The sequence below is a fragment of the [Clostridium] fimetarium genome (assembly GCF_900111235.1).
Classification (GTDB): Bacteria; Bacillota; Clostridia; order Lachnospirales; family Lachnospiraceae; genus Clostridium_N; species Clostridium_N fimetarium.
The window spans coordinates 41,274-65,344 of the sequence record NZ_FOJI01000021.1 but is presented as its reverse complement, the minus strand read 5'-3'; the positions used below and the strand labels follow the sequence as shown (position 1 = coordinate 65,344).

The following is a 24,071-nucleotide window of genomic DNA, read 5'->3' as shown; positions in this document are numbered from 1 at the left end:
ATGAACAATGTAAGACTAACGTCCACACCGCTATTTGTAAAAATAAATTCCACTAGTGATGGTATAGGGGATGGAATTTAAAATTTCAATTCACGCATTATAAAGTTTAGCCATTATAAAGTGATATTTGCTTGACATATGTATTGCGTGATGGTAATATATACAAGTGTGCCGCTCAATAAGGTTATAAGTATGTGATTTCATATGTTTTATATGAAATTTTACAGCACCAAAGTTGGCGAGTAAATTATTTAGGAGGTTCCATATGTATGCAATTATAGCAACAGGTGGTAAACAGTACACAGTTTCTGAAGGCGATGAAATCAAAGTTGAAAAACTTGGTATAGACGCTGGCGAAACTGTTACATTTGACCAAGTTCTTTTCGTTAGTAACGGAACTGCAGTTGTTGGCGATCCAACAATAGCAGGTGCTACAGTTACAGCAACAGTTGTAGTTGAAGGCAAAGGCAGAAAAATTATCGTTTATAAGTATAAGAGAAAAACCGGATATCACAAAAAAAATGGTCATAGACAATTATTTACTAAAGTTAAAATTGATAAAATCAATGCTTAATTAACAGTAAGAATGTGGTGATTCAAATGATACGAATTACAATTTATAAAGATAAATCAAGCAATCATGAGATTGTTGGATTTATATCGCAAGGACATGCTGGTTACGATAGATCTGGTAAAGATATTATCTGTGCAGCTACTTCCATTTTAATCATTAATACAATCAATTCTATCGAACAGTTTACTGACGTTGAATTTGAAAGTAGTTCTGATGAAAAAAATGCAAAGATTAAATTTATGATAACTAAAAATAAAAATAATAAAGAGTATTTGGTTTTGCTAAAAGCGATGGAGCTCGGTTTAACTGAGATTTCACGTGACAACCCCAAATACATTTCTATTACATTCGAGGAGGTGTAAGTTATGTTGAAAATGAACCTTCAATATTTCGCTCATAAAAAGGGCGTTGGTTCTTCAAAGAACGGTAGAGATTCAGAATCTAAGAGATTAGGATCTAAAAGAGCTGATGGACAGTTCGTTTTAGCTGGTAATATTCTTTACAGACAACGTGGAACTAAGGTACATCCTGGTAACAACGTTGGCCGTGGTGGCGATGATACTTTATTCGCAACTATAAGCGGTATTGTTAAGTTTGAAAGAATGGGTAGAGATAAGAAAAAAGTTTCTGTTTACCCAGTTGTAACAAACGAAGAAGAATAATCAAGTTCTTAATATAAGCTTTAAATCTTAGGAAATCAATCGTTTGAAATCTTGGGATTTAGAGCTTGTTTTTTAATGTTGTTTTATTTATATAGAATAGTATAAATGAATTTATTTCACTTAAATAATTCTGATTGTTTATATTGAATATATTTGTTTATAATTAATAATGTATGATAATAGTTAAATAGTGCTATTTAATGATAAATTTGTAACTAGTAGAAACATGATTTTTTATAGAAATGGGTGATAAAAATGTTTGCAGATAACGCAAGAGTATTCATAAAATCAGGAAAAGGTGGCGATGGCCATGTTAGCTTTAGACGAGAGCTTTTCGTTGCGGCAGGCGGACCTGATGGCGGTGACGGTGGTCGTGGTGGCGATATTATTTTCCAGGTTGAAAAAGGTTTAAATACACTTGGAGATTTTAGACACACAAGGAAATATGTTGCCGAACCTGGTGATAACGGTGGGAAGAAAAATTGCCATGGAAAAGATGGTAAAGATCTTATCATTAGAGTCCCAGAAGGAACAATTATAAAAGATGAATTATCAGGAAAAGTAATTGCTGATATGTCAAATAATAATTTAAGAGAAGTTATCTTAAAAGGTGGACGTGGCGGAAAAGGTAATATGAATTTTGCTACACCTACAATGCAAGTCCCAAAATTTGCACAGCCCGGCAAAGATGCACAGGAACTTTGGGTTATTCTTGAGCTTAAAGTAATCGCTGATGTTGGCTTGGTAGGCTTTCCTAATGTTGGAAAATCTACACTTTTATCACGTGTAACAAATGCACGTCCTAAAATTGCAAACTATCATTTCACTACCTTGAACCCTAATCTTGGGGTAGTTGATCTTGACGGATTCGGTTTTGTAATTGCTGATATTCCAGGTTTAATTGAAGGTGCATCACAAGGAACTGGTCTTGGCCATGAATTTTTAAAACATATTGAACGTACAAAAGTATTAATTCATATGGTAGATGTTGCTTCAACTGAGGGAAGAGATCCAATTACAGATATTAACACTATAAACGGTGAACTTGAAGCTTATAATCCTGATTTGATGAAACGTCCTCAGGTGATTGCTGCTAACAAAATAGATGCAATATTTGAAGGTGACGAAAATCCTGTAGATAAACTAAAAGCTGAATTTGAGCCAAAAGGAATCAAAGTTTTCCCTATATCGGCTGTCAGTGGTAAGGGATTGAACGAACTTCTCTATTATGTAAAAGAACTTTTAGATGGATTAGATAACACACCAATTATATTTGAGAAAGAATTTTTCCCTAAAGATCTTCTTGATAATAGAAATGAGCCATTTTCAGTTGAAAAAGTGGATGAAACCACATATTATGTTGGTGGACCACGTATCGAAAAAATGCTCGGTTATACGAACTTAGATGATGAAAAAGGATTCAATTTCTTCCAAAAGTTTTTAAAAGAAAAAGGAATCATCGATAAATTAAAAGAACTCGGTATCCAAGAGGGCGACACAGTCAAAGTTGGAACAGAACTTGAGTTTGATTACTACGAATAGAAAGGAATTATAATATTATGTTAACAAGCAAACAACGTTCATATTTAAAAGGACTTGCAATGACAATGGATCCTATTTTTCAATTAGGAAAATCAAGTCTTACACCAGAATATACTTCTGCAATTGCAGAAGTATTTGAAGCAAGAGAATTAATCAAAATCAGTGTATTACAAAACTGTGCTGATGATCCAAAGCAGTTAGGTCAAATGATTGCTGAAAGAACACATTCTGAAGTTGTACAAGTAATTGGCAAGAAAATTGTGCTCTATAAAGAATCAAAAGACAAGAAAAAGATAGAACTTCCAAGAGAAAAAAAGAATAAGGGAGTTTGATAAATCAAATGAAAAGAAATATTGGAATTATGGGCGGTACATTTAATCCAATTCATAATGGACATTTATTATTAGCAAAGAATACATGTGTTAAATTTAACTTAGATCAAATACTTGTAATGCCATCTGGACATCCCCCTCATAAAAAGGGACAAGATATCTTAGACGTCGATCACAGATGTCAGATGGTCAGACTAGCTATACAAAACGAACCCAACCTAATATTCTCGGATATTGAAATCAAACGTAATGGATACTCATATACAGCCGATACCCTTACAGATATCAAAGATATTTATAATAGAATTTACTTTATTATAGGTGAAGATTCACTTTTTAATATTCAAACGTGGTATCATCCAGAAATCACGATGAAATTAGCAACTCTTGTTGTTGCAAAAAGGGATGATCATTTAAGCAATGAATTTTATGATCAGATCAAATATTTGAAAGACACTTATAATGCAGAGATTGAGGTACTACCTAACTTTGATTGCCCAATTAGTTCAAGCCAGATACGTTTAAATGTTTCCAACGGCATATCAATTAAAGAAATGGTACCTAACGCAGTTGAAGATTATATTTTAGATAATAAGTTGTATCTAAATAAATGAAATATGATTGAATATGCATTTAGAATGAAAGACACAATTTAATGTAATGCATATTGGTTAACATAATTATTTTATGTTAACCAATATGGAATAATTACTTATAACAATGAAAGAGATGATTTTTATGAATATGAATGATTTTGAAAAAATCATAAAAAGTGTAAAAAAAGCACAGACAAAACAACGCTATAATCATACAATCGGTGTTGCATACACAGCAGCTTCATTGGCAATGAAATATGAGATGAATATCGATCAAGCCTTTTTGGCGGGGATTCTTCATGATTGTGCAAAATGCATTTCAGATCAAAAGCTATTGGAAAAATGTGGTCAAAACAACATAGTATTTAGTGATTTTGAGCGTAAAAATCCGTATTTACTGCATTCTAAGCTTGGTGCCTTTTATGCAAGCAATAAATACGAAATCAAAGATCAGGATATTTTAAATTCAATTATTTATCACACAACTGGTAAACCTAATATGTCAATGTTAGAAAAAATCATTTTTGTTGCTGATTATATAGAACCTGGGCGATTTAAAGCCTCAAATTTGGCCGAAATCAGAAAAATATCATTTGAAAATATAGATAAGGCAGTATATATTATTTTAAAAGATACAATTGAATATTTAACGAAAACGAATTCACCAATTGATAGTACATCAGTTGAAACATATGATTACTACAAAGAATTAATGCATGAAGACCTATAATGAGGGTAAGTTGAAAGAACACATTCAACTACAAGATTTGTATCATAGGCATAAAATTGAGATTATGTCTTGCTAAAGTAGGACACAGGAATGGAGAGAATAATGGAAGAAAATAATTTAGACTATGCAAAAGAAATGGTAAAAATAGCAGTAGCAGCTCTTGATGAAAAAAAGGGTGAAGATATTAGAATTATTGATATAAGTGATGTTACAGTTATTGCAGACTATTTCATTATTGCAACTGGTTCAAATATAAATCAGGTTCAAGCTTTGGTAGATAATGTACAAGAAGCTTTATTTAAAGCCGGACACGAAACAAGCAAAATCGAAGGATATCATACAGGCGCATGGGTTCTTCTTGATTATAATCATATCATTATCCATGTATTTTCAAAGGAAGATCGTTTATTCTATGATCTAGAAAGAATTTGGAGAGATGGTAAAACTGTTGATGTTGCCAGCTTATAAAAGCTGAAAATAAATAATAAATATTATATAGTAGAATGCATTTTTATATGAGCATTAGATTGTCTTAATACTTCAATATAAATAATAAAGAAAAGACACAGCTTGTTTTATTCATTTGAATAAAATAAGCTGTGTCTTTTCTTTGCATTGCATTGCTTTGCTTTGTATTGCTTTTCTTTGCATTACAGTTCTTAGCATTACGGTCCATAGCATTCAATTCATACATAACAATGATTTTCTATACAAATTAAATAATATTAAATCTAACAAGTCCAATTACTTTTCCTAATATATCAACATTATCAACAATAATCGGTTCCATCGTATCATTTTCTGGCTGAAGTCTATAATGGCCATTCTCCTTATAGAAACGCTTAACCGTAGCAGAATCATCTACTAGTGCAACTACAACATCATTATTCTTAGCAACATTTTGTTTCTTAACAATAATCTTATCACCTGAATAAATCCCCATATTAATCATGCTGTCACCTTTGACAATGAGCATAAAAGTTTCTTCGTTAGGCATATATTCAGCTGGAATAGGAAAGTAGTTCGTAATGTTCTCTACAGCAAGAATCGGTTCCCCTGCAGCAACTTGACCAACAATAGGGACATTAACTACTTCACGTCTTACTAAATTAAAATTATCATCAATAATCTCTATCGCTCTAGGTTTCGTAGGATCCCTTCTTAAATATCCATTCTTTTCCAATGATTCCAAATGAGCATGAACAGATGAAGTCGATTTCAAATCAACAGCTTCGCATATATCCCGAACTGAAGGTGGATATCCTTTATTTAATATTTGACTTTTGATATATTCTAAAATTTCTGATTGCTTCGAACTTATTCTTCCATAAGTCATATATGTACCTCCATATAAATTATTTTACTTAAATAATCATATCATACAACTTATGATAATGCAAACAAGTATTCGGAAAAAATGTTCTGAATATATGTTCGATTTTTGTTGACAAACAAATGTTCGTGTAATATAATCTTAATATAAAGAACAGTTGTTCTGATTTTCTATAACTTTATCAGTACTTGTATATATATTAACTATTAACTTATTTACTATATGGAGGAAAGTATTATGGATACTACAATGAATGGATCAGTATATTTTACAAACAAAAAAACTAAGGATTCACCTATATTTAAACCTGTAGCACGAAAGAACCAATTAATATTTAACAACAAAGCTCGTATAAGTGTTCTTTGTATTTCTATTATTGTTATGCTCCTAATAGTATGTAGTGGCTTAATTATTGCAAATGCAGCTGTTTCAGATGATACAATATCTGATCAAAACAAATATTATACTAGTATTAGTATAGAAAAAGGAGATACCCTTTGGAGTATTGCCAGCAATTACGTAAGTGGACCTAAAACGATAAGTAACTATGTGAATGAATTAAAAGAAATCAATAATTTACAGACGGATTGTATTTACCAGGGCCAGAATCTTATCGTTTATTATTATTCATCTGAGCAAAAGTGAAATCCTTATTTCTCAATAAAACGCTTCAACAGCCTTTCTGATTAGACTCAATAGTTTTGTAATTGCATAAAATATACCCTTTCTAAACAAAATATAAGAAGTGTTCCTATTATGTGTTGCTATTATATCACACAAGTGGACAAACACTTAGATTTTTGCTAAAATAGACTTATATGAAAAGAGAGGAGTAAATGTGATTTTCTCAAATTAAATTATTTAAAATTCATAATATAAATAATTTAATTCATGAATTTCCATTTAACATAAAAAATGAACTTTGAGGAATTAGGAATATCAAAAGAACTTATAGAAGCTCTTAGCAAACAAAAAATATCATCACCCACAAGTATTCAGTCTGAAACTTACAACCATATCATGTCTGGTAAGGATGTAATCGGAAGCTCTGAAACTGGTTCAGGAAAAACACTCGCTTACTTGTTACCTATGTATGCCAAAATCAAATCAGATGAAAAGGGTGTTCAGGTTCTAATTGTAGTTCCTACACAAGAATTAGCGATGCAAATTCACAAACAAGTACAGCTATTGTCTACAAATAGTAATATGAGTATACTATCTTCCGTAGCAATAGGAGATGGCAATATTAATCGACAAATTGATGCTTTAAAAGCAAAACCCCAGATTGTAATAGGAACCTGTGGCCGCATATTACAGCTTATTAAAATCAAAAAGTTATCTGTACACACCGTACAAACGCTTATCATTGATGAAGCTGATAAGATGCTTGACAAAACAAACATTGAATCTTTAAAGGAAATAAGAAAGTCCTTGATGAAATTCACTCAAGTTGTTTTATTTTCTGCAAGTATGGATAATAAGTCAATAAAAACAAGTGAATTAATCAATAAAGACCCTATCATTATTAGATCTAACGAAAAAGCTGAAATTCCAGTCTCAATCAAACATTTGTTTGTTATTGCAGACAGAAAAGAACGAATTGAAACATTAAGACGAATAGCTCAATCCCTTAAACCAGAAAAAGCAATTGTATTTATTAATACAACATATGATTTAGAGGAATCTACTCAAAAGTTAAAGTATCATCATTATAATGCAGAAAATATACATGGTGAAAACAATAAAATTGACAGAAAAAATGTAATTAATGCTTTTAAGTCTGGCAAATTACAATATTTAATTGCAACGGATATTGCAGCACGTGGTTTACAGATAGATGGCATTTCAACAGTTATCAATGTAAATCTACCTGAAGATTCAAAAGAATATCTTCATAGAGCAGGTCGTTGCGGACGTAATGGACAACAAGGCATTTGTATCTCAATCATTACAGAAAATGAATTACCAAAGATAAAATCGTTCCAGAAAGAATTTAATATTAATATCGTTGAAAAACGATTGTATGAAGGTAAGCTTGTTAGTAAGTAAAGTTTAGTAAGTAAAGTTAGTAAGTAAAGTTAGTAAGTAAAGTTAGTAAGTAAGTAAGTAAAGCAAAAGATACTCCAGATATGTTCATAAGACATACTTGGAGTATCTTTTGTAGATTATAGGATATAGATTATATGAAATGAAGTATTCCTTCTGTAACACGTGATTTGCTTTAGTTAACTTCGTTAAACTTGAGTTTAGCGAAGTTATATGTATATCTATGACTAACACTATTACATTGACTTGTGTCCATTTTCATCAACAACTTTTCAAGATTTTCTATTTCGCAAACCCAAAATATCTTAAAATTCCCAAATAGATTCCATAAGCAAATCCGTATGGATTACTTCCAAGTTTTTCAGCATCGGCAACATTAGTTAAATATCCTAATTCTACTAAAATAGCTGGCATTTGAGTTTTTCTTAATACATATAATGCACTATTTACTCTAATTCCATTATTCTTAGTACCCACAGTTTCGGTTATCCCATCCATGACCTGCTCTGCTAACCAATTTGCCTCTGAATAATATTTATAAATATATACTTCAGTACCATTTATATTTGGGTTGGGGTTAGCATTACAATGAATAGAAATAAAATAATCTGCTGGCCATTGATTAGCCATTTGAACTCTTTCTTGTAAACTGGTAATATTACTAGTACCTAAAACAATTGTTGGAGTCACTCTTGATACACGAGCTTCAAATTGAGGATTGTTTTTTAGTAAATTTGCTAAATAAATACCAACTTGATAAGTAATATCTTGTTCAAATAAATTGTTTCCGATTGCTCCACTATTATGATAATAGCTAGGATTATGACCTTGGTCTATAAATATTTTAATTGTCAATATATCACAGCCTTCTAATTTTAATAATTTATTATATTCTAAATTTTCTATATTGCCACTTATCCTATATAATTATAAGATCTTATATAATAACACTTAATAAAAAAGGAAGGTGATTTTCAGAACGCTGTTCAGCTAAAGCTGTCAGTGTTAATAGTTCTTCTTCACTAATTGAAGTATCAAAACACTTTATAACAATCACCTTTGGTTTTCCAAAATACCTCATCATTAACTTCTGAATCTTAAAAATCAAATAGACTATTTCAAATCGTCTATTCATTTATTTTCGCGCCGCATTTTGGACAAGTAATGCCGTTGCGATAAATAAAGCCACAGCGATAACAACATATAACTTTATGTTTTTCTTCAGCCATATAAGAAATATCTCTAGATTCAGGCTTTTCCTTTAGATAAGTAATAAAATCATTCAAAACCTTTGCAAAGCTTTTTAAATTGTTTAATCCAAGAGAATTTGATATCTTTACCTTCCCTTTGTTTAATGTATTTGCACAAAGTCCTGTACCAAAGATTCCTTTGATTGCTTTTATATCTACAATTTTATTAATATCAATTACGTCAAAATCAAACATACTATTATAAAAAATATGATCCGGCGTTAAAACAAATCCTTTTACTCCATTTCTTTTCGTAGATGTATCACATACTAAGATTGGGAATTCATATTTCCCCTTTCCTGCTGTGTATGTATTCTGTGCATTTTTCATAACTTGGGTTTCTTCATCCTCGCTACTATCACGCATCCCTTTTCTCACATCATAAAAATGTATCCTTGAACATTTATGTGCTTGATTTCCTATATCTTTTGCTAACTTTTCAACTAGCTGTTCACATTCATTCATCTTTAATTTTCTTAGCCGATTATCGATTTCACTAAGGATATTTACTTTTAATTCAGGCAGTAAATCTTTCGCAGAAATCTCTTCATACGCTTTTAATCCAGCCTCAAAGGTAAGCGCTGCCGGCTCTGGACAAATCTTTCGGATAATAGCCTCATCAATGGTTTTAATCTTTTCATTAATGTTTTCAAGAAATGGTACCACATTTCTTTCTTCAAAATCTTCTTTTTTCAGCTTTTGATATAATACAGTTAAAGATTTACTATCTTTTACCTTTGCTAGATTTATATATGCAGCAATTTCTCGTTTTTCAGCTTCATCTCGTTTAAGGTCCAGATGCTTCTTATGTGTAGTATTATCGATTTCCTCATATTGATTGATTATCTGAGTAAACTTTATATGCTGAGCTTTGGTTATATTATCAGGAATTTTTGAACAGATTGCATCCAACTCTGCAATCCCTCTTCTATTTAACAATTCTTGAAGAGAATGTAATATGGAGTCTTTGCTGCTTTGGCTAAAATCTTCCTTTTTGATATCTTTCATAAACCGCAAGATATTTGTATAATTCTTATCTTTACATTGTACTGCTTTCAAAACGAACTCTTTTTCTTTTTCATAGGATGATAATTTAGGTTGCAATTTTCCATTATCATTCTGGTCCGAAAAGTGTTCCTCTCCTGTTTCAGATATAAAATCCTTTGAAGAAGGAGCTTTAGTTGCTGATAATCCTTTTGAATTTAATTCTTCCGATTTCTTCTTACTCCTCCAAGACTCTGAATCATCTATACTCTGAATATTGGCTGCATGTCTTCCATCACCTGATTCTATTTTGTCGGAGTTCAAAATTACATTCTGAGTGGTTGCTTCAGTATTGAGGGTTGCTTCTGTATCGAGGACTGCTTCAGTTTTGGAGACTGCTTCAGTTTTATAAGCGGCTTCTGTTTTGTTGGCTGCTTCTGTTTTGTTGGCTGCTTCTGTTTTGTTGGCTGCTTCTGTTTTGTTGGCTGCTTCTGTTTTTATGGTTACTTTCATATTTGAGGTCGAATAATCCTGTTTATTTTTATCTTCCTGGATTGCATCCCTCTGAATTATAGCGTCCTGAATTACAACTTCCTTTATCCCCTTATTGGGAGACTTTTTCTGTCTATTTTTCACTTCAGTATCCACTACCTTTTGAAATGTATCAATGCTTTTCTTCGAATAGAATCCAGAATCCATTTTATCTTGTAATTCAAGAATTTCGTGATCAGTCATGGAATTCATCTCAATACAGATTTCATCTAATTGATCTTCTTTTTTAATGCTTTCCCTATGGTAATTCACTTCATATTCATTGAAATTACTATTAGATGTTCTTTCTCCTAGTTGCCCTATTACTTCAAGATAGTCCGAGTAAGCTACCATATCATCCTCAAAATCGATGCAAAAGACATCTCCATCAAATAAAAACTTTTGTGGCTTCGGAGTATACATTTTATAGCATGTACGGCAAGTATATATCCTGGCTAAGTATACCCCCTTCTGGTCCGTCTCAATTAAATATTCTTTTCCCTCAGGATAAACCACCATAAATAATTTTTCCCCGCAATCAGGACATTTATAAGTACCCATATAAAAATTATTTCCCATTCGGTTCTTAAACTTATCATTTTTGCTTATCTTTTCTTTTAAAAATGAATCATGCTCACTCTTCCAGATTATTTTATGCCATAAACCTTTATTGTATCTGCTATTATCTTCGTTAGCTGCATCATCATTTCCATTATCTATGTTTTCTTTATCGATTTTATCTTGAAGTTTCTTATCCAATACATTCTGTATTATATCTTCATATGTAATCTGTACTTCGTTCTTATAAAAGCGCAAACCATCTTCGGTCAGAACCGGCTCCACATGAATTTCGTTTAAAAAGCTTGCAAACAGTTCATTTAATTCGGGATAGTCTTTCTCCACTGCTAGCCCTTTGATTCCACCCCATTTTCCAAATGCATATAAGGTCATACTCAAAACATTTTTCAATAATTGATTCTCGTTTTCAGTTATTAGCAATGTTTTCTCTTCCTTCAATTGCATTTCGTAAGGATTACAGACAAGCATTTTATTACCAAAGTCGAATAACCATACACTGTCACTACCCACCAGAATTAGATTATTATTATTTATCACAAATACTCCCGTCCATTGGATATCTGTGCCTAATGTTTTTATTAATTTTATAAAAATCACTTTTAATTTGGAACTTGCTCTTAATTGAATTATAATATCATCTTCTTTCTATTGAGATATAATTAGTATCGGATTGAATTAGATAAAAAGCAAGCTTTGTTGTCATATTTACAGATTTTAATTATCTTCTACAACAGAAGCTGCCCATTTAATATTCTCCTTTTTACTTTTCCTGTTTTTAATTATACTCACAAAGCATAAAAAACAAAAGTAGGCACCTTTTATTATATAGGCACCTTTTTGCAACTAATTGATATTATACCGATTAAAGTATTTTTCACTTGTTATAATCATTAAAAAGCTGAGTGTTCAAACCCGAATAAGCTCAACTTACCTATATGTTTTTTGTGAAATAATAACGTTTTCCTGTTACAGGATATTCTTCTAATGCAAACACTTCCTGATATCCATGTTTTTTATAAAACATAGGAGCCTGAAAACTGAAAGTATCTAAAAAAACATATTTACACCCTCGTTCCTTTGCTGTTTCTTCGGCCTGTTTTAAAATTTGACTACCAATACTATTTCCACGTAGTTCTTCACTTACCCACAAATATTTAACAGTCAACCAATTACCATGTGTATCTCCAATCAGTCCCGCAAGGGTTTTTCCTGTTTCATCTTTAAAATAAACACCTAAATCTTTTGGATTCTTATCTTCTATTCTTACCAAATTATATTCCAATAGTCCCTGAAAAATTGTTTCTCTGTCTTGCTCTTTAATGATGTCAGTAATTTCAAGATTCATTTTAGTATAGTTCTCCTAATTTTATATTTCACGTACTCCTAATATTCATATACTGTTTGGATCCGATGTCCAGCTGTCAAGAATGGCTTGTTTTCTGAATGCTATATTTTCACCATTTGACTTATGTAAATATATATCTTCATCAGGATAATAACAAGTATCTTCCCTTTCCACTGTTCCGACGTCCAGAATAACCAAAGTATCTTTACTGGAATTATAAAACTGATGAGCATTGGTTTTTGCTGGGGGCTTAGCAATGAAATCTCCCTTTGTGACAGGGTATTCATCCCCATTCATCCGCAATGTACCGAAGCCCTCCAATATCATAAAGAATTCTTCCTGTTGGGAATGACTATGATACTTGGTGCTATATGCATTTGGTGGAACTTGGTCTATATTTACATATAGTTTTTGACTGCCGGCTGCAGCGCCTAATGACTGAGTAATGAGTCCGACTTGATCGTGCCAAATAAAATCTTCATTCAATTGGCTAACGTTATGAATTTTCATATTCTTTATTCCTCCTGATAACTTAGAACGTATATAGAATAAACACTATCACCCATTCTATACACAGTAAATTTCTACCTAGTTAATGTACAATTCATCTAATGAATTAACGAAAAAAGATTGCAAGACCTTATCTGATAATATGGATGGTATCTTTCTTACGTGGTAAAGGTGATGATGCCTTCCCAATATACCCAATTACTGCTGTCGAGCAGATGGTATGCTCTTTGGGTATTCCCAACTCAAACAAGAAATCGCGTATGTTAGGGTCATTGCGTAGCCAATGCAGTTGATTTATATAACAACTACCAAGACCAAGCGAATGAGCGGCCAAAAATATATTTTCTAGTGCTAGAGAACAATCGGCCATCGCATTTTCATATCCTGGTTGGTTTGAGGCAATAATGAGGGTAGGTGCATGATAATAGAAATTGTAATTTTGTTTTTCTGAGGATGCTTTGGCTCCTAGTTTACCTGGGTAGTCGTCATCAGGAATCCATTTCTGAAATCCTTCTTTTACTAGTACATTTAATTTTAACAGTATTTCTTTATTTTGTATCGCAGTAAACAGCCAAGTCTGGCTATTTCCTCCGCTTGGCGCCCATATGGCAGAATTGAGAATTGTATCAAGCTGAAGCATTTCAATCTGTCGATTCTCATAATTTCGTGTGCTCCTTCGTGTAAGGATACAGTTTAGCACTTCATTTTGAATTGTGTTAGCATTGTCCATTTGGATCACTTCTCTTTCTGATTATTCATCACCTATTACTGGTATATTATTTTACTATTTACTTTTGGCTTCGCGTAAGCTATATTTAATCACAAATGATGTTCAAGTGGAGGACATACTTTGTCCCCAAATTTAACAATGTAAGAAAAATTTATTAATCAAAAAAAAGATGAGGTGTTGATATGAAATTTTATAAAAAGCTTTACTTTAAAATATCCGTAATTGCCATAATATTAGTTTTCTGCTTGACTGGAGCCTTTTTTATCTATACTGCTAATTATTATCATGCAACAGCAGAAGCTGTTGAGGCAATGACAGATAAGCGAATCGTAACGATTACATACAAAGACGATATGATAATATTCTCACCGGAAGTAGACTCCAAAAAGGTTGGTCTTATTTTTTATCCCGGCGCAAAAGTTGAATATATCTCCTATGCCCCATTGATGACTAAATTGGCTCAAAAAGGTGTCACCTGTGTGTTGATTAAAATGCCATTTAATCTCGCAGTATTTAATGTTAACGCCGCCAACAAAGCGATTAATGAATTATCGAGTATTACAACTTGGTATATCAGCGGTCATTCACTTGGTGGTGCTATGGCTTCCACTTATGCTGCAAACAATGCAGATAAACTGAGTGGTATTATCTTACTGGGTGCTTACCCTTCGTCTGATTTGAGCAAAACAAATTTAAAATTTCTCACAATGTACGGCTCGAATGACAACGTTTTAAATAAAAACAAACTCAGTGAAACAAAAAGCAATGCACCAAGTAATTCACTGTACTTTGAAATAGAAGGTGGAAATCATGCCGGCTACGGCAATTACGGAGATCAAAAGGGTGACGGAACTGCGACAATCTCTGCTGACGAGCAGCAAAACATCGTGACAGAAAAAATAGTTGGATTTATTGGCCTTAATTGAATTCAATATTCTAAACTATACACAAATTTTTGTGCCAACCTATTAATGTTTTCATTTGTATAACAAAACTACTTACCTATATAGTAAGCAATTTATCTCCCTTAATCTCATCTGCACTCCAGCTAATCACTGCAAAATTTCCACCCGAATGTGCATCGACCTTATTTATCCACTCAATTTCATTGCTTGCCTTTGCGGATAACATAGCATTTGTGGTTTCTGTATGATAAAGGGATGAATTAATAACCCACCATTTTGTATTAATATTTGCACGTTTCAAATCTTCTTCAAGACGCATTGCTTCATATACCGGAGTTGCTTCCGCAAGTGTTACAATAATCACTTCTGTTTCGTCAGCATTACGAAGTCTTGGTAATAACTTTTTCGCTGATTCCGGAATGTCACCCTGAGAACGTTTCATCTCCTGGTTATAGCTTTGCGTAGAATCAAGAAGCAAAAGCGTATGCCCGGTTGGCGCTGTATCAATCACAACAATCTGGTCTTCTGCTTTTTCGACAACGTCTGCAAATGCTCGAAATACTGCAATCTCTTGTGTACAAGGAGAACGTAAATCTTCCTCCACATAAGCGACGTCTTCTTTTGACATCGTTTCTCTCGCTTTTGATAGTACTTCTTCCTGATATTTAGCAAGTTCAGCTTTTTCATCAATATGGCTTATCGTAATACCACTAGTCTCCTTAATAACAAATTTAAGATGGGCTGCTGGATCCGTTGTCGTTAAATGTACTTTTTTTCCCTTTGCTGCAAGCCCTAATGCAATGGCTGCAGCAATCGTTGTTTTACCAACGCCTCCTTTACCCATTGTAAAGATAACCTTTTTGCCAGAAAGATATAGATCTTCAATTACATCTTTCAGTCCTAAAATTGTCTTTGCATTTACCGATTCTTTGCGAAAAACATAATTATCCTTTGTAAGTAATGCTCTTATATTTTCAATTCCAGTAATGTTATAGGCTCTCAGTGGTATTGTGTAAGTTGTTAGGCCCTTTAAGTCTTGTGCCATATTCTCAAGTGCTTTTTGTTGCTTCTTATATAGGCTCTCAGAAATAGGATCATCAAAAGAAGTTAACACGCCGTTAATAATCAACGACTGGTTCTTAACACCAATTTCTGCAAGCTCTTTTGATGCTCTTTGTGCTTCTTTTAGCGGAGTTTCTTCTGGTCGAGCGACCAAAATCAAGGTAGTAAGTGAACCCTCTGCTAAAGTTTCTACCGCTTTTTTATATATTTCTCTTTTACTTTCAAGTCCAGCCAGCTGACCTAAGCAAGATGCACCATGGGTGCTTTCGCTGATAAAGTTACTCCAGGCAGAAGGCAGTTGTAGCATTCTAAGTGTATGACCAGTTGGCGCTGTATCAAAGATAATATAGTCATACTCTTCCTTGACTTTTTTATCCGTAATGAATTTTGAAAATTCATTAAAAGCTGCAATTTCAACGGTACAAGAGCCTGAAAGTTGCTCTTCCATATTATTTAGTACAGAATCTGGTAACTTCCCTCGAAATGGAGCAATGACACTTTCACGGTACTCTGCCGCTGCTTCTATTGGATCAAGATTAGCCACTACAAGATTAGGAACCTCTGCAATTGCAACGCCTTTATTATTTAACTCCGTATTGAATACATCCTGTAAGTTAGAGGCTGGATCCGTACTAATCAAAAGTACTTTTTTACCACTATCTGCAAGAAAAACGGCCGTAGCACAAGCGGTGGAGGTTTTACCTACACCGCCTTTACCTGTATAAAACAAATATTTTGTTAACTCTATATCTTTTGGATTAAATTTTTTCATAATCTTCCTCATTCCTGTGGCTTGCTCAAGCAAGCTACAATTTCAAGTGTGTATACCAACACAGATTTTCCTTAACAGCAATCCCCGCCAGCGCAGCCTTCCGATTTTTCAACTGTATCTTCAACTGCCTTTGGCTGTTCACCTAAAAAGATTGCTGGAATTTCAAGTAACTTAACAAATTCTTCACTTTGGGGATATCTACCGGATATCACGATTTGACCATCTAAAATAGTAACTGGTAACTCATCAACACCTTTTTCCATAATTAAATTGTTCACTACTTTGTTCGTCACAAACTCTTGTGGTGCGCTAGATAGATTAAATCTTTCTACTTTCACTCCATTTTTATCCAATGTATTTAATACTGTTGAAATCCTTAGTAGTTCTTGATCCACACCAACACCGCAAAGTCCGGTGGAGCAACACATAGCTGGTTCAAATATTTGCATTTTTTTCATAATAAATTTCTCCATTCTTATTTTTATTTTTTACTATCGATTTTCTATTGATCTTCTATTTAATATTGATCTTCTATTAACTATTGATTTATCAATTATTGATTCATTTACTATCGATTCATTTACTATCGATTCATTAATTTATATGTGTTAGTTCTCTATTGTCTTATTATCATAGATTTATTTAATTATATTTTTTTCTTTCATAGCCGGTGGAAACCATTTTTTTGTGTTGTTTGCAATTTTTACTAAAATCAACATAATTGGTACTTCTGTTAACACCCCAACAACTGTAGCAAGTGCTGCCGGTGATTGCATTCCAAATAGTGCAATTGCTACTGCCACTGAAAGTTCGAAGAAGTTAGATGCACCAATCATCCCTGCAGGAGCTGCAATATTGTGTGGTAGCTTCAAAAACTTAGCTGCAATATATGCAATAAAGAAAATCAAGAAGGTCTGAATTGTCAGAGGTACTGCAATTAATAAAATATGAAGTGGATTGTTTAAGATAATATCGCCCTGGAAGGAAAACAATAATACTAACATCAATAGTAACCCTACTACGGTTGCATTGTCAAACTTAGGCAGAAACTGTTTTTCAAAATACTCTACCCCTTTATTTTTGCTAATAAACATTCTTGTGAGGATTCCAGCAAGCAATGGAACGACTACAAAAAGTACAACTGATAGGATCAAGGTATCCCATGGTACTGAAACATCACTAACGCCTAGCAAAAATTTAACAATGGGTACAAATGCAATTAATATAATCAAATCATTGGTTGCTACTTGAACAATTGTGTAAGCTGGATTTCCTTTTGTTAACTGACTCCATACAAATACCATTGCAGTACATGGTGCTGCACCCAATAAAACTGCTCCTGCTAAATATTGTTTTGCAAGATCGGCTGGTATCAGTCCTTTAAATACTACGTAGAAAAAGAAGGAGGCAATACCAAACATCGAAAATGGTTTGATTAACCAATTTGTTATCCATGTTACATACAACCCTTTGGGATTTTTCCCAACATCTTTAATGCTTTGAAAGTCAACTTTCATCATCATTGGATAAATCATAACCCAAATCAAAATTGCTGTAGGTATTGATACATTTGCATATTCAAACTTACCAAAAAACTGCGGCACTACTGGAAGAAATTTTCCAATCAACACGCCCAATACCATACAAAGAGCAACCCAAATTGTTAAATATTTTTGAAAGAAACCTATTTGTAACGACTTTTCTTTATTCATTTTTTTCTCCTTTAATGTGGTTCATTCGAAATTGCACAAATATCTATCGTTTTGTACTTTTCGCATTCCTTTCGGTCTAATTGATAGGAAGGAAGTTCTTTTATCTTTATTTGTAAGTATTCCCATAGCCCTTTGTGTTCTTCTTTAAAGTTTTCACTAATTCTGTAATATGCCCATTGTGCTTTCTTATCGTTTTCTAAAATACCACATTGTTTTAGAACTGTAAGATGTCTTGATGCATTAGACTGTGTCATGTGTAAACAAGCTTCAATTTCACAGACACACATCTGTCTTTCCATTAATAACGTTAATATTCTCAATCGACTTTCTTCTGACAGTGCTTTGAATTTATCAATCATTTACAACAACACCTCTTCTCATTTACATAAGTATATGCGCATATATGCATATACTATGCATGTAAGAGTCATTCATTGATTAGCTTAATATATTTACTTTTTCTAAATTCCCTTTTACTAGAATCGCTTTATCTAGATTTTCATAGATTTGCTATATTGCTTATGTCCACCAGAAAGATTATACACTTTTTTAAATCCTGCATTGATCAAAATATTCTGCGCAGCATTTCCTGTTACTCCTTTATTACAGTAAGTAATAGCAACGACTTCTTTATCTAGTGATTTTAGTGAAACTCTAAGTTTTGCGTGTGGTATATTTTCGGCATTTTCAACGTGTGCCTTTTCATATTGCCCGGCAGCTCTTGCATCAATAAGCTCATACTTTTCACCTGATTCCATAAGTGTCTTTAAGGCACTCGCGGTCATAAGTGGTCTTCCTTTATGAATTGCATTGTCTAAAATCATTCCCGTATACATAACTGGATCCTTTGTAGTTGAAAATGGTGGAGCATATGCCAAATCAAGATGAAATAAATCTTCCACTTTGGCCTTAAATGTAATTGCTGTAACAAACACATCAATTCGTTTATCAACGCCTTCAAATCCAACAATCTGAACGCCTACTAATCGTCCGTTTGATTTATCCGCAACAGCTTTGATGACCATTTCTTTACCACCCATATACTCAGGCTTATTGGGCTTGATATTATGGCAAACAGCGATGTCATATCCTAATTCGGTTGCTTCTCTTTCTGATAATCCAGTCTGGGCGATTGTCATACCAAATAGTTGAAATATTCCAGTTCCCAAAATTCCTCTAAAAGCAAGGTCTCCTCCTGTTACACTATCACCAGCTATTCTTCCAGTTTTATTAGCGGTTGAACCCAATGGACGATATGTTGGGCTACCTGTCACTATATTAAAGTGCTCGATGCAATCACCACAAGCATATATGTCTTCTATGTTAGTTCGCATTTTTTCATCTACTTTAATTGCTTTGGTTATCCCAAGCTCAATTCCAGCTTGTGTTGCAATCGCTGTATTGGGACGCACTCCTACAGAAATCAAAACCATATCTGCTTTTATCATATTCCCATCAGATAAAACAACACTATCTATATTGATTTCAGTGGCAGACACTCCTGTTAATACAGTGATACCATTTTTCTCAAGATGATCTTTTACATATATTGCCATATCAGGATCAAGCCCTGGCGTTACCTGACGTAACTTCTCAACAAGTGTTACATTTATCCCAAGCTTTTTTAGATTCTCACACACTTCAAGTCCAATGAATCCGGTTCCAATAATAACTGCTGTTTTAGGAAGAAATTCATTGATATATGATTTTATTTTTTTCATATCGCCAATATTTCTTAGTGTAAATGCATTCTTGTTCTCTGCTCCCTTTATAGGAGGTAAAATGGCTCTGGCTCCAGTTGCGATTACAAGTTTATCATAAGTATCCTCAAACTCTTCTCCAGTTGAAAGATTCTTAATCTTCATAGACTTTTCATGTACATTAATAGAAAGTACTTCATGCAAAATGAATACATCTACATTATATTTACTTTTAAAAAAAGCAGGGTCACGTGGTGTTAATTCATCTGCGTCTTCAACTTCCCCACCAATGAAATATGGCATTCCACATCCTGAGTATGAAATAAAATTATCCTTATCATATATAACGATCTGGGCATCCTCATCGTTTCTTCTTGCCTTTGCCGCAGCTGAAGTTCCAGCAGCTACTGCACCAATTATAACTAATCGCATCTTACATCCTCCTTCGCACTTTTACAGATACAGTCATCTTGCTCCGTTGTTATCAAATCCAAAAACTGCTTAATTGCTTCAACTAATACTACATTATTACTATATCTTATCCATGACCCATCTTTTCTACTCTTTACAAGGCCACAATCAGTTAATATCTTCATATGGTAGGAAAGCGTTGGTTGTGTAATATGAAATGATTCAAGAATTTCACAGGCACAAATTTCACCACATGATAAAATCTCTATAATCTTCAGTCTTGTTTCATCTCCTAGTGCCTTGAAAATGGGTGCATATTCAATTGATAACTCCATTTTAAATCCTCCCAAACATAATTGATATTTTTTCCTTTACATATAACCAAAACAAACATCTTTTTTTAAAATTCTACTCCTATTATTTAAATATAACATTGCAAAATCGTATAGATATTTATCTATGTCTTGATTATACAATTCACATAGACAAATGTCAATGTCTTTTTCTCGATAAATATAAAAGCCCAATACAGATTATTATCACTGTATTGGGCTCTTCGTATTCTCTTAAGTAAAATCATTTGAATATATAGAACATAACATATGTTTCTAATGGATAAATGTAATAATATTAAATCTCTATATCATTAGTCTCTTCTTCACGATTATCTTCATGTCTCTTGCTATTAACAAATGCAATAATTGCTGGAACAACAGATATCGCTATTATAGCAATTACTACAAAAGAAAAATTATCTCTTATAAAAGGTAATCCTCCAAAAAAGTAGCCTGCGCCTAACATTAATGTAACCCACAAAAATCCTCCGATAATATTATAAGTGATGAAATTTGAATACTTCATCTTCCCTATTCCTGCTACAAATGGCACAAAAGTTCTTATTATCGGTATAAATCTTCCTAATACGATAGTAATAGATCCATGTTTTTTGTAAAAGTTCTGTGCTTTGTTAAGATATTCTTTATTTATAAATTTTACACTTTCTTTCTCTAGAATTCCGTTTCCTATCTTTTTACCAATATGATAATTTGCAGTATCACCCAGAACCGCAGCTACAAAAAAGATGATAAATAAAGCAAAAATATTAAGTGACCCAGTAGAAGCGAGTGCTCCAGTGGCAAATAACAAAGAATCCCCAGGTAAAAAAGGAGTTAAAACTAATCCAGTTTCACAAAATATTATTAAAAACAAAAGTCCATATGTCCACATCCCGTAATTTTGTATAATTACATTTAAATATTTATCAAGATGTAATATTGCATTTATAAAAGTTCTTATAAAACTCATTTTTTCTCCATTCATAATTTCAAAGTAGTCTGATACTTCTCGATTTCAGATATTAATATCATAACAAATAATTGTAAATATGCAAATGTTAATTTATAAACATTTTCTAAACAAATTCAATTGTTTAAACAATTCAGAACTATTATCTAAACAAAAACATGGGTAACTACAATATAAATATTGTAATCACTCATGCTCTGTCTATTCTCTCATTATAAATTCAAACGATATCCTGCGCCCCACACGGTTTCTATTATCTGTGGGTTCTTACTGTCTTCTTCAATTTTTTCTCTAATACGATTAATATGTACAGTCACTGTTGCACTGTCCCCAATATAATCGTATCCCCATATTTTTTCAAATAAATACTCTTTTGAAAAAACTATATTAGGGTTCATGGCTAAGAATTTCAATAATTCAAATTCACGGTTTGGAAATTTTATTTCGGATTCTCCTATATAAACTTTCCAATTATTTGCGAAAATTTTCAGGTTTCCAACTACAATCGCACAATCCTTATGACTTACTTGTAAGTGATCTTGGTTATGTGTAAGATTCGTCAACCTTGCATATCTGCTTAAATGAGACTTAACTCTTGCTACTAATTCAGCTGGATCAAAGGGTTTCGCAACATAATCATCGGCGCCTAAACCTAACCCTCTTATTTTATCGATAGACTCAGTCTTTGCTGTTACCATAATTATAGGAATATCAATTTCTTCTCTGATTTCTTTACAAATACAATATCCGTTTTTTCCCGGTAACATCAAATCCAAAATCACTAAATCATAGCTACCTCCTAGCAACAATTTTTTTGCTCTAATTCCATCCGCAACTAGTTCTACCTCATAACCACTAATTTCAAGATAATCTTTTTCTAACATACCAATTTCTTCATCATCTTCTACTATTAAAATTTTTGCCAACTAAAATCCCTCCTTTCTATTTTTCTGGCAGTCGTATATATATACTCAGTCCATTCTGATTTTTTGCTTCTATTGTTCCACAATGTTCTTCTATAATATATCTACAAATGTATAATCCTAATCCGTTTCCATCATTTTTACTATTTCTAGATTCATCTCCACGATAGAATTGTTCAAACAAGAGTGGTAATTTTTCATCCTCAATCCCATGTCCATTATCCGAAATACAGATACACACTTTTGTATCCTCTTTAAAAAGACGTAACTCCAGAATGATATCATCAACGTCCACATATTTTACACTGTTTTCTATAACATTATCAAATACTCTTTTTATTTGTTCCACATCAATAGATACTTTATGCTCAAACCTATCCGGCTCAAATATTAATATGATATTTTTTTGTAATAATTCTTCACTTTTTTCTTTCACATAACTGCTAATCCATTTTGAAAGTTCTATATCCTGTTTATAAAATGGCATGTTTCCTGTATCGAGTTTTGAAAAATAAAATAAATTCTGCAATAATATATCCATTTCACATGCTTTTTTATAGGCAATATTTAAATATTGCTCCTGTTTCTCGGATGTATTTGCTACTCCATCTTTTATTCCTTTAATATAGCCTTTTACTGATGTTAATGGTGTGCGCAAATCATGTGAAATCCCAGAAATCATATCTGTTCTTGCCTTTTCATAAGTCGCATTTTTTTCCATTCCTTCTTTTAAGTGCTTTTGCATATTATTAAAGGTCGAACAAACTTCTTGAAATTCATCAGGATTATCATAAATTATCAGTTCATCCAGATTTCCTTCATTAATACGACTTGCTGCCATCTTTAATTCTTCTACAGGCTTTAAAATTCTCTTAATTAGCATTTTAGTAAAGAATTGGCTGGATAATAATAACCCTACAATTGCAAATAAACAAATCATCAAAAATAGAATAATAAACATTTCAAACATACCACGACCGACACCTAGAAATGCATATTTATCAGGATAATTAACCGCATAAAAATATTTAATATCTCCATTATTATTAATTTTTTCTTTCGCTATGGTGACATTTTCCAAATAGTATAGAACTACTTTATCAGTATCAAATTTCTCATCCGACAATAATCCCTCCAAGCACTCCATTTCACTATGTTTAATATTAGAGTAAAGTTCATTTCCATTATCATCCGTCACATAAAGTTCAAACCCATAGTTGTGTAGAGCGACACTAATAGACGTCCAATCTTTATCCAAGCTTGATGCATTGATTAATATTCCTTGAACCTCATAACTATTTTCTGCCAACTGTACATTTTGACTATTTTCATTTAAATATTTTTCTTTGAATAAGCTGACAATTCCCCAAGCTATGAATAGCAATATAAGCAGAGAGCCAAAAACCATGACTGTATTCGAGATAAATATTCTCTTTTTTATTGTCATTCTATTTTACTCCTATCTAACAGTGATTCACTTTCTCTTTGCTAAATTTATATATATTATTTTAATAATATACTCCTCACATATTTTTAA

The 24,071-nt window shown here is 32.6% G+C and carries 27 protein-coding genes; 11 read left to right on the top strand and 16 right to left on the bottom strand.

Annotated elements, in window-relative coordinates; genetic code table 11:
* Window positions 1–265: 265 nt before the first annotated feature.
* The 8 genes from rplU to rsfS all read left to right on the top strand — a co-directional run bounded on the left by rplU (window position 266) and on the right by rsfS (window position 4,904).
* The gene (gene rplU / locus BMY18_RS18850; protein ID WP_092457536.1) at window positions 266–574 is read left to right on the top strand and encodes a 50S ribosomal protein L21; all 309 of its coding nucleotides are present in this window, start codon (window positions 266–268) and stop codon (window positions 572–574) included.
* A gap of 26 nt (window positions 575–600) precedes the next feature.
* Window positions 601–936: a ribosomal-processing cysteine protease Prp gene (locus BMY18_RS18845; RefSeq protein ID WP_092457533.1), complete on the top strand. Its 336-nt coding sequence runs from the start codon at window positions 601–603 to the stop codon at window positions 934–936.
* A gap of 3 nt (window positions 937–939) precedes the next feature.
* Complete coding sequence (gene rpmA, locus BMY18_RS18840) at window positions 940–1,236, top strand: 50S ribosomal protein L27 (RefSeq protein ID WP_092457530.1); 297 nt, start codon at window positions 940–942, stop codon at window positions 1,234–1,236.
* Window positions 1,237–1,491: 255 nt separating this feature from the next.
* On the top strand, window positions 1,492–2,778 hold the full coding sequence (obgE, locus tag BMY18_RS18835; protein WP_092457527.1) for a GTPase ObgE: 1,287 nt from the start codon (window positions 1,492–1,494) through the stop codon (window positions 2,776–2,778).
* 17 nt (window positions 2,779–2,795) lie between these two features.
* Window positions 2,796–3,110 carry a ribosome assembly RNA-binding protein YhbY gene (yhbY, locus tag BMY18_RS18830; protein WP_092457524.1) on the top strand — a complete coding sequence of 105 codons (315 nt, stop codon included), beginning with the start codon at window positions 2,796–2,798 and terminating at the stop codon, window positions 3,108–3,110.
* 8 nt (window positions 3,111–3,118) lie between these two features.
* Complete coding sequence (gene nadD, locus BMY18_RS18825) at window positions 3,119–3,724, top strand: nicotinate-nucleotide adenylyltransferase (RefSeq protein WP_092457521.1); 606 nt, start codon at window positions 3,119–3,121, stop codon at window positions 3,722–3,724.
* 124 nt (window positions 3,725–3,848) lie between these two features.
* On the top strand, window positions 3,849–4,436 hold the full coding sequence (gene yqeK / locus BMY18_RS18820) for a bis(5'-nucleosyl)-tetraphosphatase (symmetrical) YqeK (RefSeq protein ID WP_092457519.1): 588 nt from the start codon (window positions 3,849–3,851) through the stop codon (window positions 4,434–4,436).
* A 90-nt stretch (window positions 4,437–4,526) separates the two neighbouring features.
* Window positions 4,527–4,904: a ribosome silencing factor gene (gene rsfS / locus BMY18_RS18815; protein WP_242941075.1), complete on the top strand. Its 378-nt coding sequence runs from the start codon at window positions 4,527–4,529 to the stop codon at window positions 4,902–4,904.
* Window positions 4,905–5,151: 247 nt separating this feature from the next.
* Here the strand turns inward: rsfS and lexA are convergent, their stop codons facing one another.
* Entirely contained in the window at window positions 5,152–5,772 is a 621-nt protein-coding gene (gene lexA / locus BMY18_RS18810; RefSeq protein WP_092457516.1) for a transcriptional repressor LexA, read from the bottom strand.
* 234 nt (window positions 5,773–6,006) lie between these two features.
* Here lexA and BMY18_RS18805 point away from each other — a divergent pair, with 234 nt between their 5' ends.
* Both BMY18_RS18805 and BMY18_RS18800 read left to right on the top strand, forming a co-directional pair.
* Complete coding sequence (locus BMY18_RS18805) at window positions 6,007–6,414, top strand: LysM peptidoglycan-binding domain-containing protein (protein WP_170841496.1); 408 nt, start codon at window positions 6,007–6,009, stop codon at window positions 6,412–6,414.
* Between the two features lie 270 nt (window positions 6,415–6,684).
* Window positions 6,685–7,818, top strand: coding sequence for a DEAD/DEAH box helicase (locus BMY18_RS18800; protein WP_092457510.1), 1,134 nt, complete (start codon window positions 6,685–6,687; stop codon window positions 7,816–7,818).
* Between the two features lie 279 nt (window positions 7,819–8,097).
* Here the strand turns inward: BMY18_RS18800 and BMY18_RS18795 are convergent, their stop codons facing one another.
* The 6 genes from BMY18_RS18795 to BMY18_RS18770 all read right to left on the bottom strand — a co-directional run bounded on the left by BMY18_RS18795 (window position 8,098) and on the right by BMY18_RS18770 (window position 13,744).
* Complete coding sequence (locus BMY18_RS18795; protein WP_092457507.1) at window positions 8,098–8,670, bottom strand: N-acetylmuramoyl-L-alanine amidase family protein; 573 nt, start codon at window positions 8,668–8,670, stop codon at window positions 8,098–8,100.
* 82 nt (window positions 8,671–8,752) lie between these two features.
* Window positions 8,753–8,950: a hypothetical protein gene (locus tag BMY18_RS18790; protein ID WP_092457504.1), complete on the bottom strand. Its 198-nt coding sequence runs from the start codon at window positions 8,948–8,950 to the stop codon at window positions 8,753–8,755.
* Complete coding sequence (locus BMY18_RS18785) at window positions 8,943–11,696, bottom strand: hypothetical protein (protein ID WP_139197345.1); 2,754 nt, start codon at window positions 11,694–11,696, stop codon at window positions 8,943–8,945. Before BMY18_RS18785 ends, BMY18_RS18790 begins: the two co-directional genes overlap by 8 nt.
* Window positions 11,697–12,090: 394 nt before the next feature.
* A complete protein-coding gene (locus BMY18_RS18780) occupies window positions 12,091–12,504 on the bottom strand; it encodes a GNAT family N-acetyltransferase (protein ID WP_092457498.1) in 414 nt (137 codons plus the stop codon).
* A gap of 45 nt (window positions 12,505–12,549) precedes the next feature.
* Complete coding sequence (locus tag BMY18_RS18775) at window positions 12,550–13,014, bottom strand: cupin domain-containing protein (RefSeq protein ID WP_092457495.1); 465 nt, start codon at window positions 13,012–13,014, stop codon at window positions 12,550–12,552.
* A 130-nt stretch (window positions 13,015–13,144) separates the two neighbouring features.
* Window positions 13,145–13,744: a nitroreductase family protein gene (locus tag BMY18_RS18770; protein ID WP_092457492.1), complete on the bottom strand. Its 600-nt coding sequence runs from the start codon at window positions 13,742–13,744 to the stop codon at window positions 13,145–13,147.
* Window positions 13,745–13,926: 182 nt separating this feature from the next.
* On the opposite strand from BMY18_RS18770, the gene BMY18_RS18765 reads away from it, so the two are divergent.
* A complete protein-coding gene (locus BMY18_RS18765) occupies window positions 13,927–14,670 on the top strand; it encodes an alpha/beta fold hydrolase (RefSeq protein WP_092457489.1) in 744 nt (247 codons plus the stop codon).
* Window positions 14,671–14,746: 76 nt separating this feature from the next.
* Here BMY18_RS18765 and arsA read toward each other — a convergent pair whose 3' ends face one another.
* From arsA to BMY18_RS18720, 9 genes are all read right to left on the bottom strand, one after another.
* A complete protein-coding gene (arsA, locus tag BMY18_RS18760) occupies window positions 14,747–16,483 on the bottom strand; it encodes an arsenical pump-driving ATPase (protein WP_092457486.1) in 1,737 nt (578 codons plus the stop codon).
* Between the two features lie 71 nt (window positions 16,484–16,554).
* The gene (gene arsD, locus BMY18_RS18755; protein WP_092457483.1) at window positions 16,555–16,941 is read right to left on the bottom strand and encodes an arsenite efflux transporter metallochaperone ArsD; all 387 of its coding nucleotides are present in this window, start codon (window positions 16,939–16,941) and stop codon (window positions 16,555–16,557) included.
* A 180-nt stretch (window positions 16,942–17,121) separates the two neighbouring features.
* Window positions 17,122–18,195 (bottom strand): ACR3 family arsenite efflux transporter, encoded by a 1,074-nt coding sequence (arsB, locus tag BMY18_RS18750; protein ID WP_092457480.1) that lies wholly within the window; start codon window positions 18,193–18,195, stop codon window positions 17,122–17,124.
* Between the two features lie 11 nt (window positions 18,196–18,206).
* Window positions 18,207–18,554, bottom strand: a complete 348-nt coding sequence (locus BMY18_RS18745) for an ArsR/SmtB family transcription factor (protein WP_092457477.1) — start codon at window positions 18,552–18,554, stop codon at window positions 18,207–18,209.
* A gap of 132 nt (window positions 18,555–18,686) precedes the next feature.
* Complete coding sequence (locus BMY18_RS18740) at window positions 18,687–20,327, bottom strand: FAD-dependent oxidoreductase (protein WP_092457474.1); 1,641 nt, start codon at window positions 20,325–20,327, stop codon at window positions 18,687–18,689.
* Complete coding sequence (locus BMY18_RS18735) at window positions 20,318–20,641, bottom strand: ArsR/SmtB family transcription factor (RefSeq protein ID WP_092457471.1); 324 nt, start codon at window positions 20,639–20,641, stop codon at window positions 20,318–20,320. Before BMY18_RS18735 ends, BMY18_RS18740 begins: the two co-directional genes overlap by 10 nt.
* Before the next feature lie 295 nt (window positions 20,642–20,936).
* On the bottom strand, window positions 20,937–21,611 hold the full coding sequence (locus BMY18_RS18730; RefSeq protein ID WP_092457467.1) for a DedA family protein: 675 nt from the start codon (window positions 21,609–21,611) through the stop codon (window positions 20,937–20,939).
* A 212-nt stretch (window positions 21,612–21,823) separates the two neighbouring features.
* A complete protein-coding gene (locus BMY18_RS18725) occupies window positions 21,824–22,537 on the bottom strand; it encodes a response regulator transcription factor (protein WP_092457464.1) in 714 nt (237 codons plus the stop codon).
* A gap of 16 nt (window positions 22,538–22,553) precedes the next feature.
* A complete protein-coding gene (locus tag BMY18_RS18720; RefSeq protein ID WP_092457461.1) occupies window positions 22,554–23,981 on the bottom strand; it encodes a HAMP domain-containing sensor histidine kinase in 1,428 nt (475 codons plus the stop codon).
* Window positions 23,982–24,071 lie beyond the last annotated feature (90 nt).

Bases quoted from the DNA above. Each gene is read 5' to 3' on its own strand.
- rplU (WP_092457536.1), top strand. From the start codon at position 266: ATGTATGCAATTATAGCAACAGGTGGTAAACAGTACACAGTTTCTGAA.
- BMY18_RS18845 (WP_092457533.1), top strand. From the start codon at position 601: ATGATACGAATTACAATTTATAAAGATAAATCAAGCAATCATGAGATT.
- rpmA (WP_092457530.1), top strand. From the start codon at position 940: ATGTTGAAAATGAACCTTCAATATTTCGCTCATAAAAAGGGCGTTGGT.
- obgE (WP_092457527.1), top strand. From the start codon at position 1,492: ATGTTTGCAGATAACGCAAGAGTATTCATAAAATCAGGAAAAGGTGGC.
- yhbY (WP_092457524.1), top strand. From the start codon at position 2,796: ATGTTAACAAGCAAACAACGTTCATATTTAAAAGGACTTGCAATGACA.
- nadD (WP_092457521.1), top strand. From the start codon at position 3,119: ATGAAAAGAAATATTGGAATTATGGGCGGTACATTTAATCCAATTCAT.
- yqeK (WP_092457519.1), top strand. From the start codon at position 3,849: ATGAATATGAATGATTTTGAAAAAATCATAAAAAGTGTAAAAAAAGCA.
- rsfS (WP_242941075.1), top strand. From the start codon at position 4,527: ATGGAGAGAATAATGGAAGAAAATAATTTAGACTATGCAAAAGAAATG.
- lexA (WP_092457516.1), bottom strand. From the start codon at position 5,772: ATGACTTATGGAAGAATAAGTTCGAAGCAATCAGAAATTTTAGAATAT.
- BMY18_RS18805 (WP_170841496.1), top strand. From the start codon at position 6,007: ATGGATACTACAATGAATGGATCAGTATATTTTACAAACAAAAAAACT.
- BMY18_RS18800 (WP_092457510.1), top strand. From the start codon at position 6,685: ATGAACTTTGAGGAATTAGGAATATCAAAAGAACTTATAGAAGCTCTT.
- BMY18_RS18790 (WP_092457504.1), bottom strand. From the start codon at position 8,950: ATGAATAGACGATTTGAAATAGTCTATTTGATTTTTAAGATTCAGAAG.
- BMY18_RS18780 (WP_092457498.1), bottom strand. From the start codon at position 12,504: ATGAATCTTGAAATTACTGACATCATTAAAGAGCAAGACAGAGAAACA.
- BMY18_RS18775 (WP_092457495.1), bottom strand. From the start codon at position 13,014: ATGAAAATTCATAACGTTAGCCAATTGAATGAAGATTTTATTTGGCAC.
- BMY18_RS18770 (WP_092457492.1), bottom strand. From the start codon at position 13,744: ATGGACAATGCTAACACAATTCAAAATGAAGTGCTAAACTGTATCCTT.
- BMY18_RS18765 (WP_092457489.1), top strand. From the start codon at position 13,927: ATGAAATTTTATAAAAAGCTTTACTTTAAAATATCCGTAATTGCCATA.
- arsA (WP_092457486.1), bottom strand. From the start codon at position 16,483: ATGAAAAAATTTAATCCAAAAGATATAGAGTTAACAAAATATTTGTTT.
- arsD (WP_092457483.1), bottom strand. From the start codon at position 16,941: ATGAAAAAAATGCAAATATTTGAACCAGCTATGTGTTGCTCCACCGGA.
- arsB (WP_092457480.1), bottom strand. From the start codon at position 18,195: ATGAATAAAGAAAAGTCGTTACAAATAGGTTTCTTTCAAAAATATTTA.
- BMY18_RS18745 (WP_092457477.1), bottom strand. From the start codon at position 18,554: ATGATTGATAAATTCAAAGCACTGTCAGAAGAAAGTCGATTGAGAATA.
- BMY18_RS18740 (WP_092457474.1), bottom strand. From the start codon at position 20,327: ATGCGATTAGTTATAATTGGTGCAGTAGCTGCTGGAACTTCAGCTGCG.
- BMY18_RS18735 (WP_092457471.1), bottom strand. From the start codon at position 20,641: ATGGAGTTATCAATTGAATATGCACCCATTTTCAAGGCACTAGGAGAT.
- BMY18_RS18730 (WP_092457467.1), bottom strand. From the start codon at position 21,611: ATGAGTTTTATAAGAACTTTTATAAATGCAATATTACATCTTGATAAA.
- BMY18_RS18720 (WP_092457461.1), bottom strand. From the start codon at position 23,981: ATGACAATAAAAAAGAGAATATTTATCTCGAATACAGTCATGGTTTTT.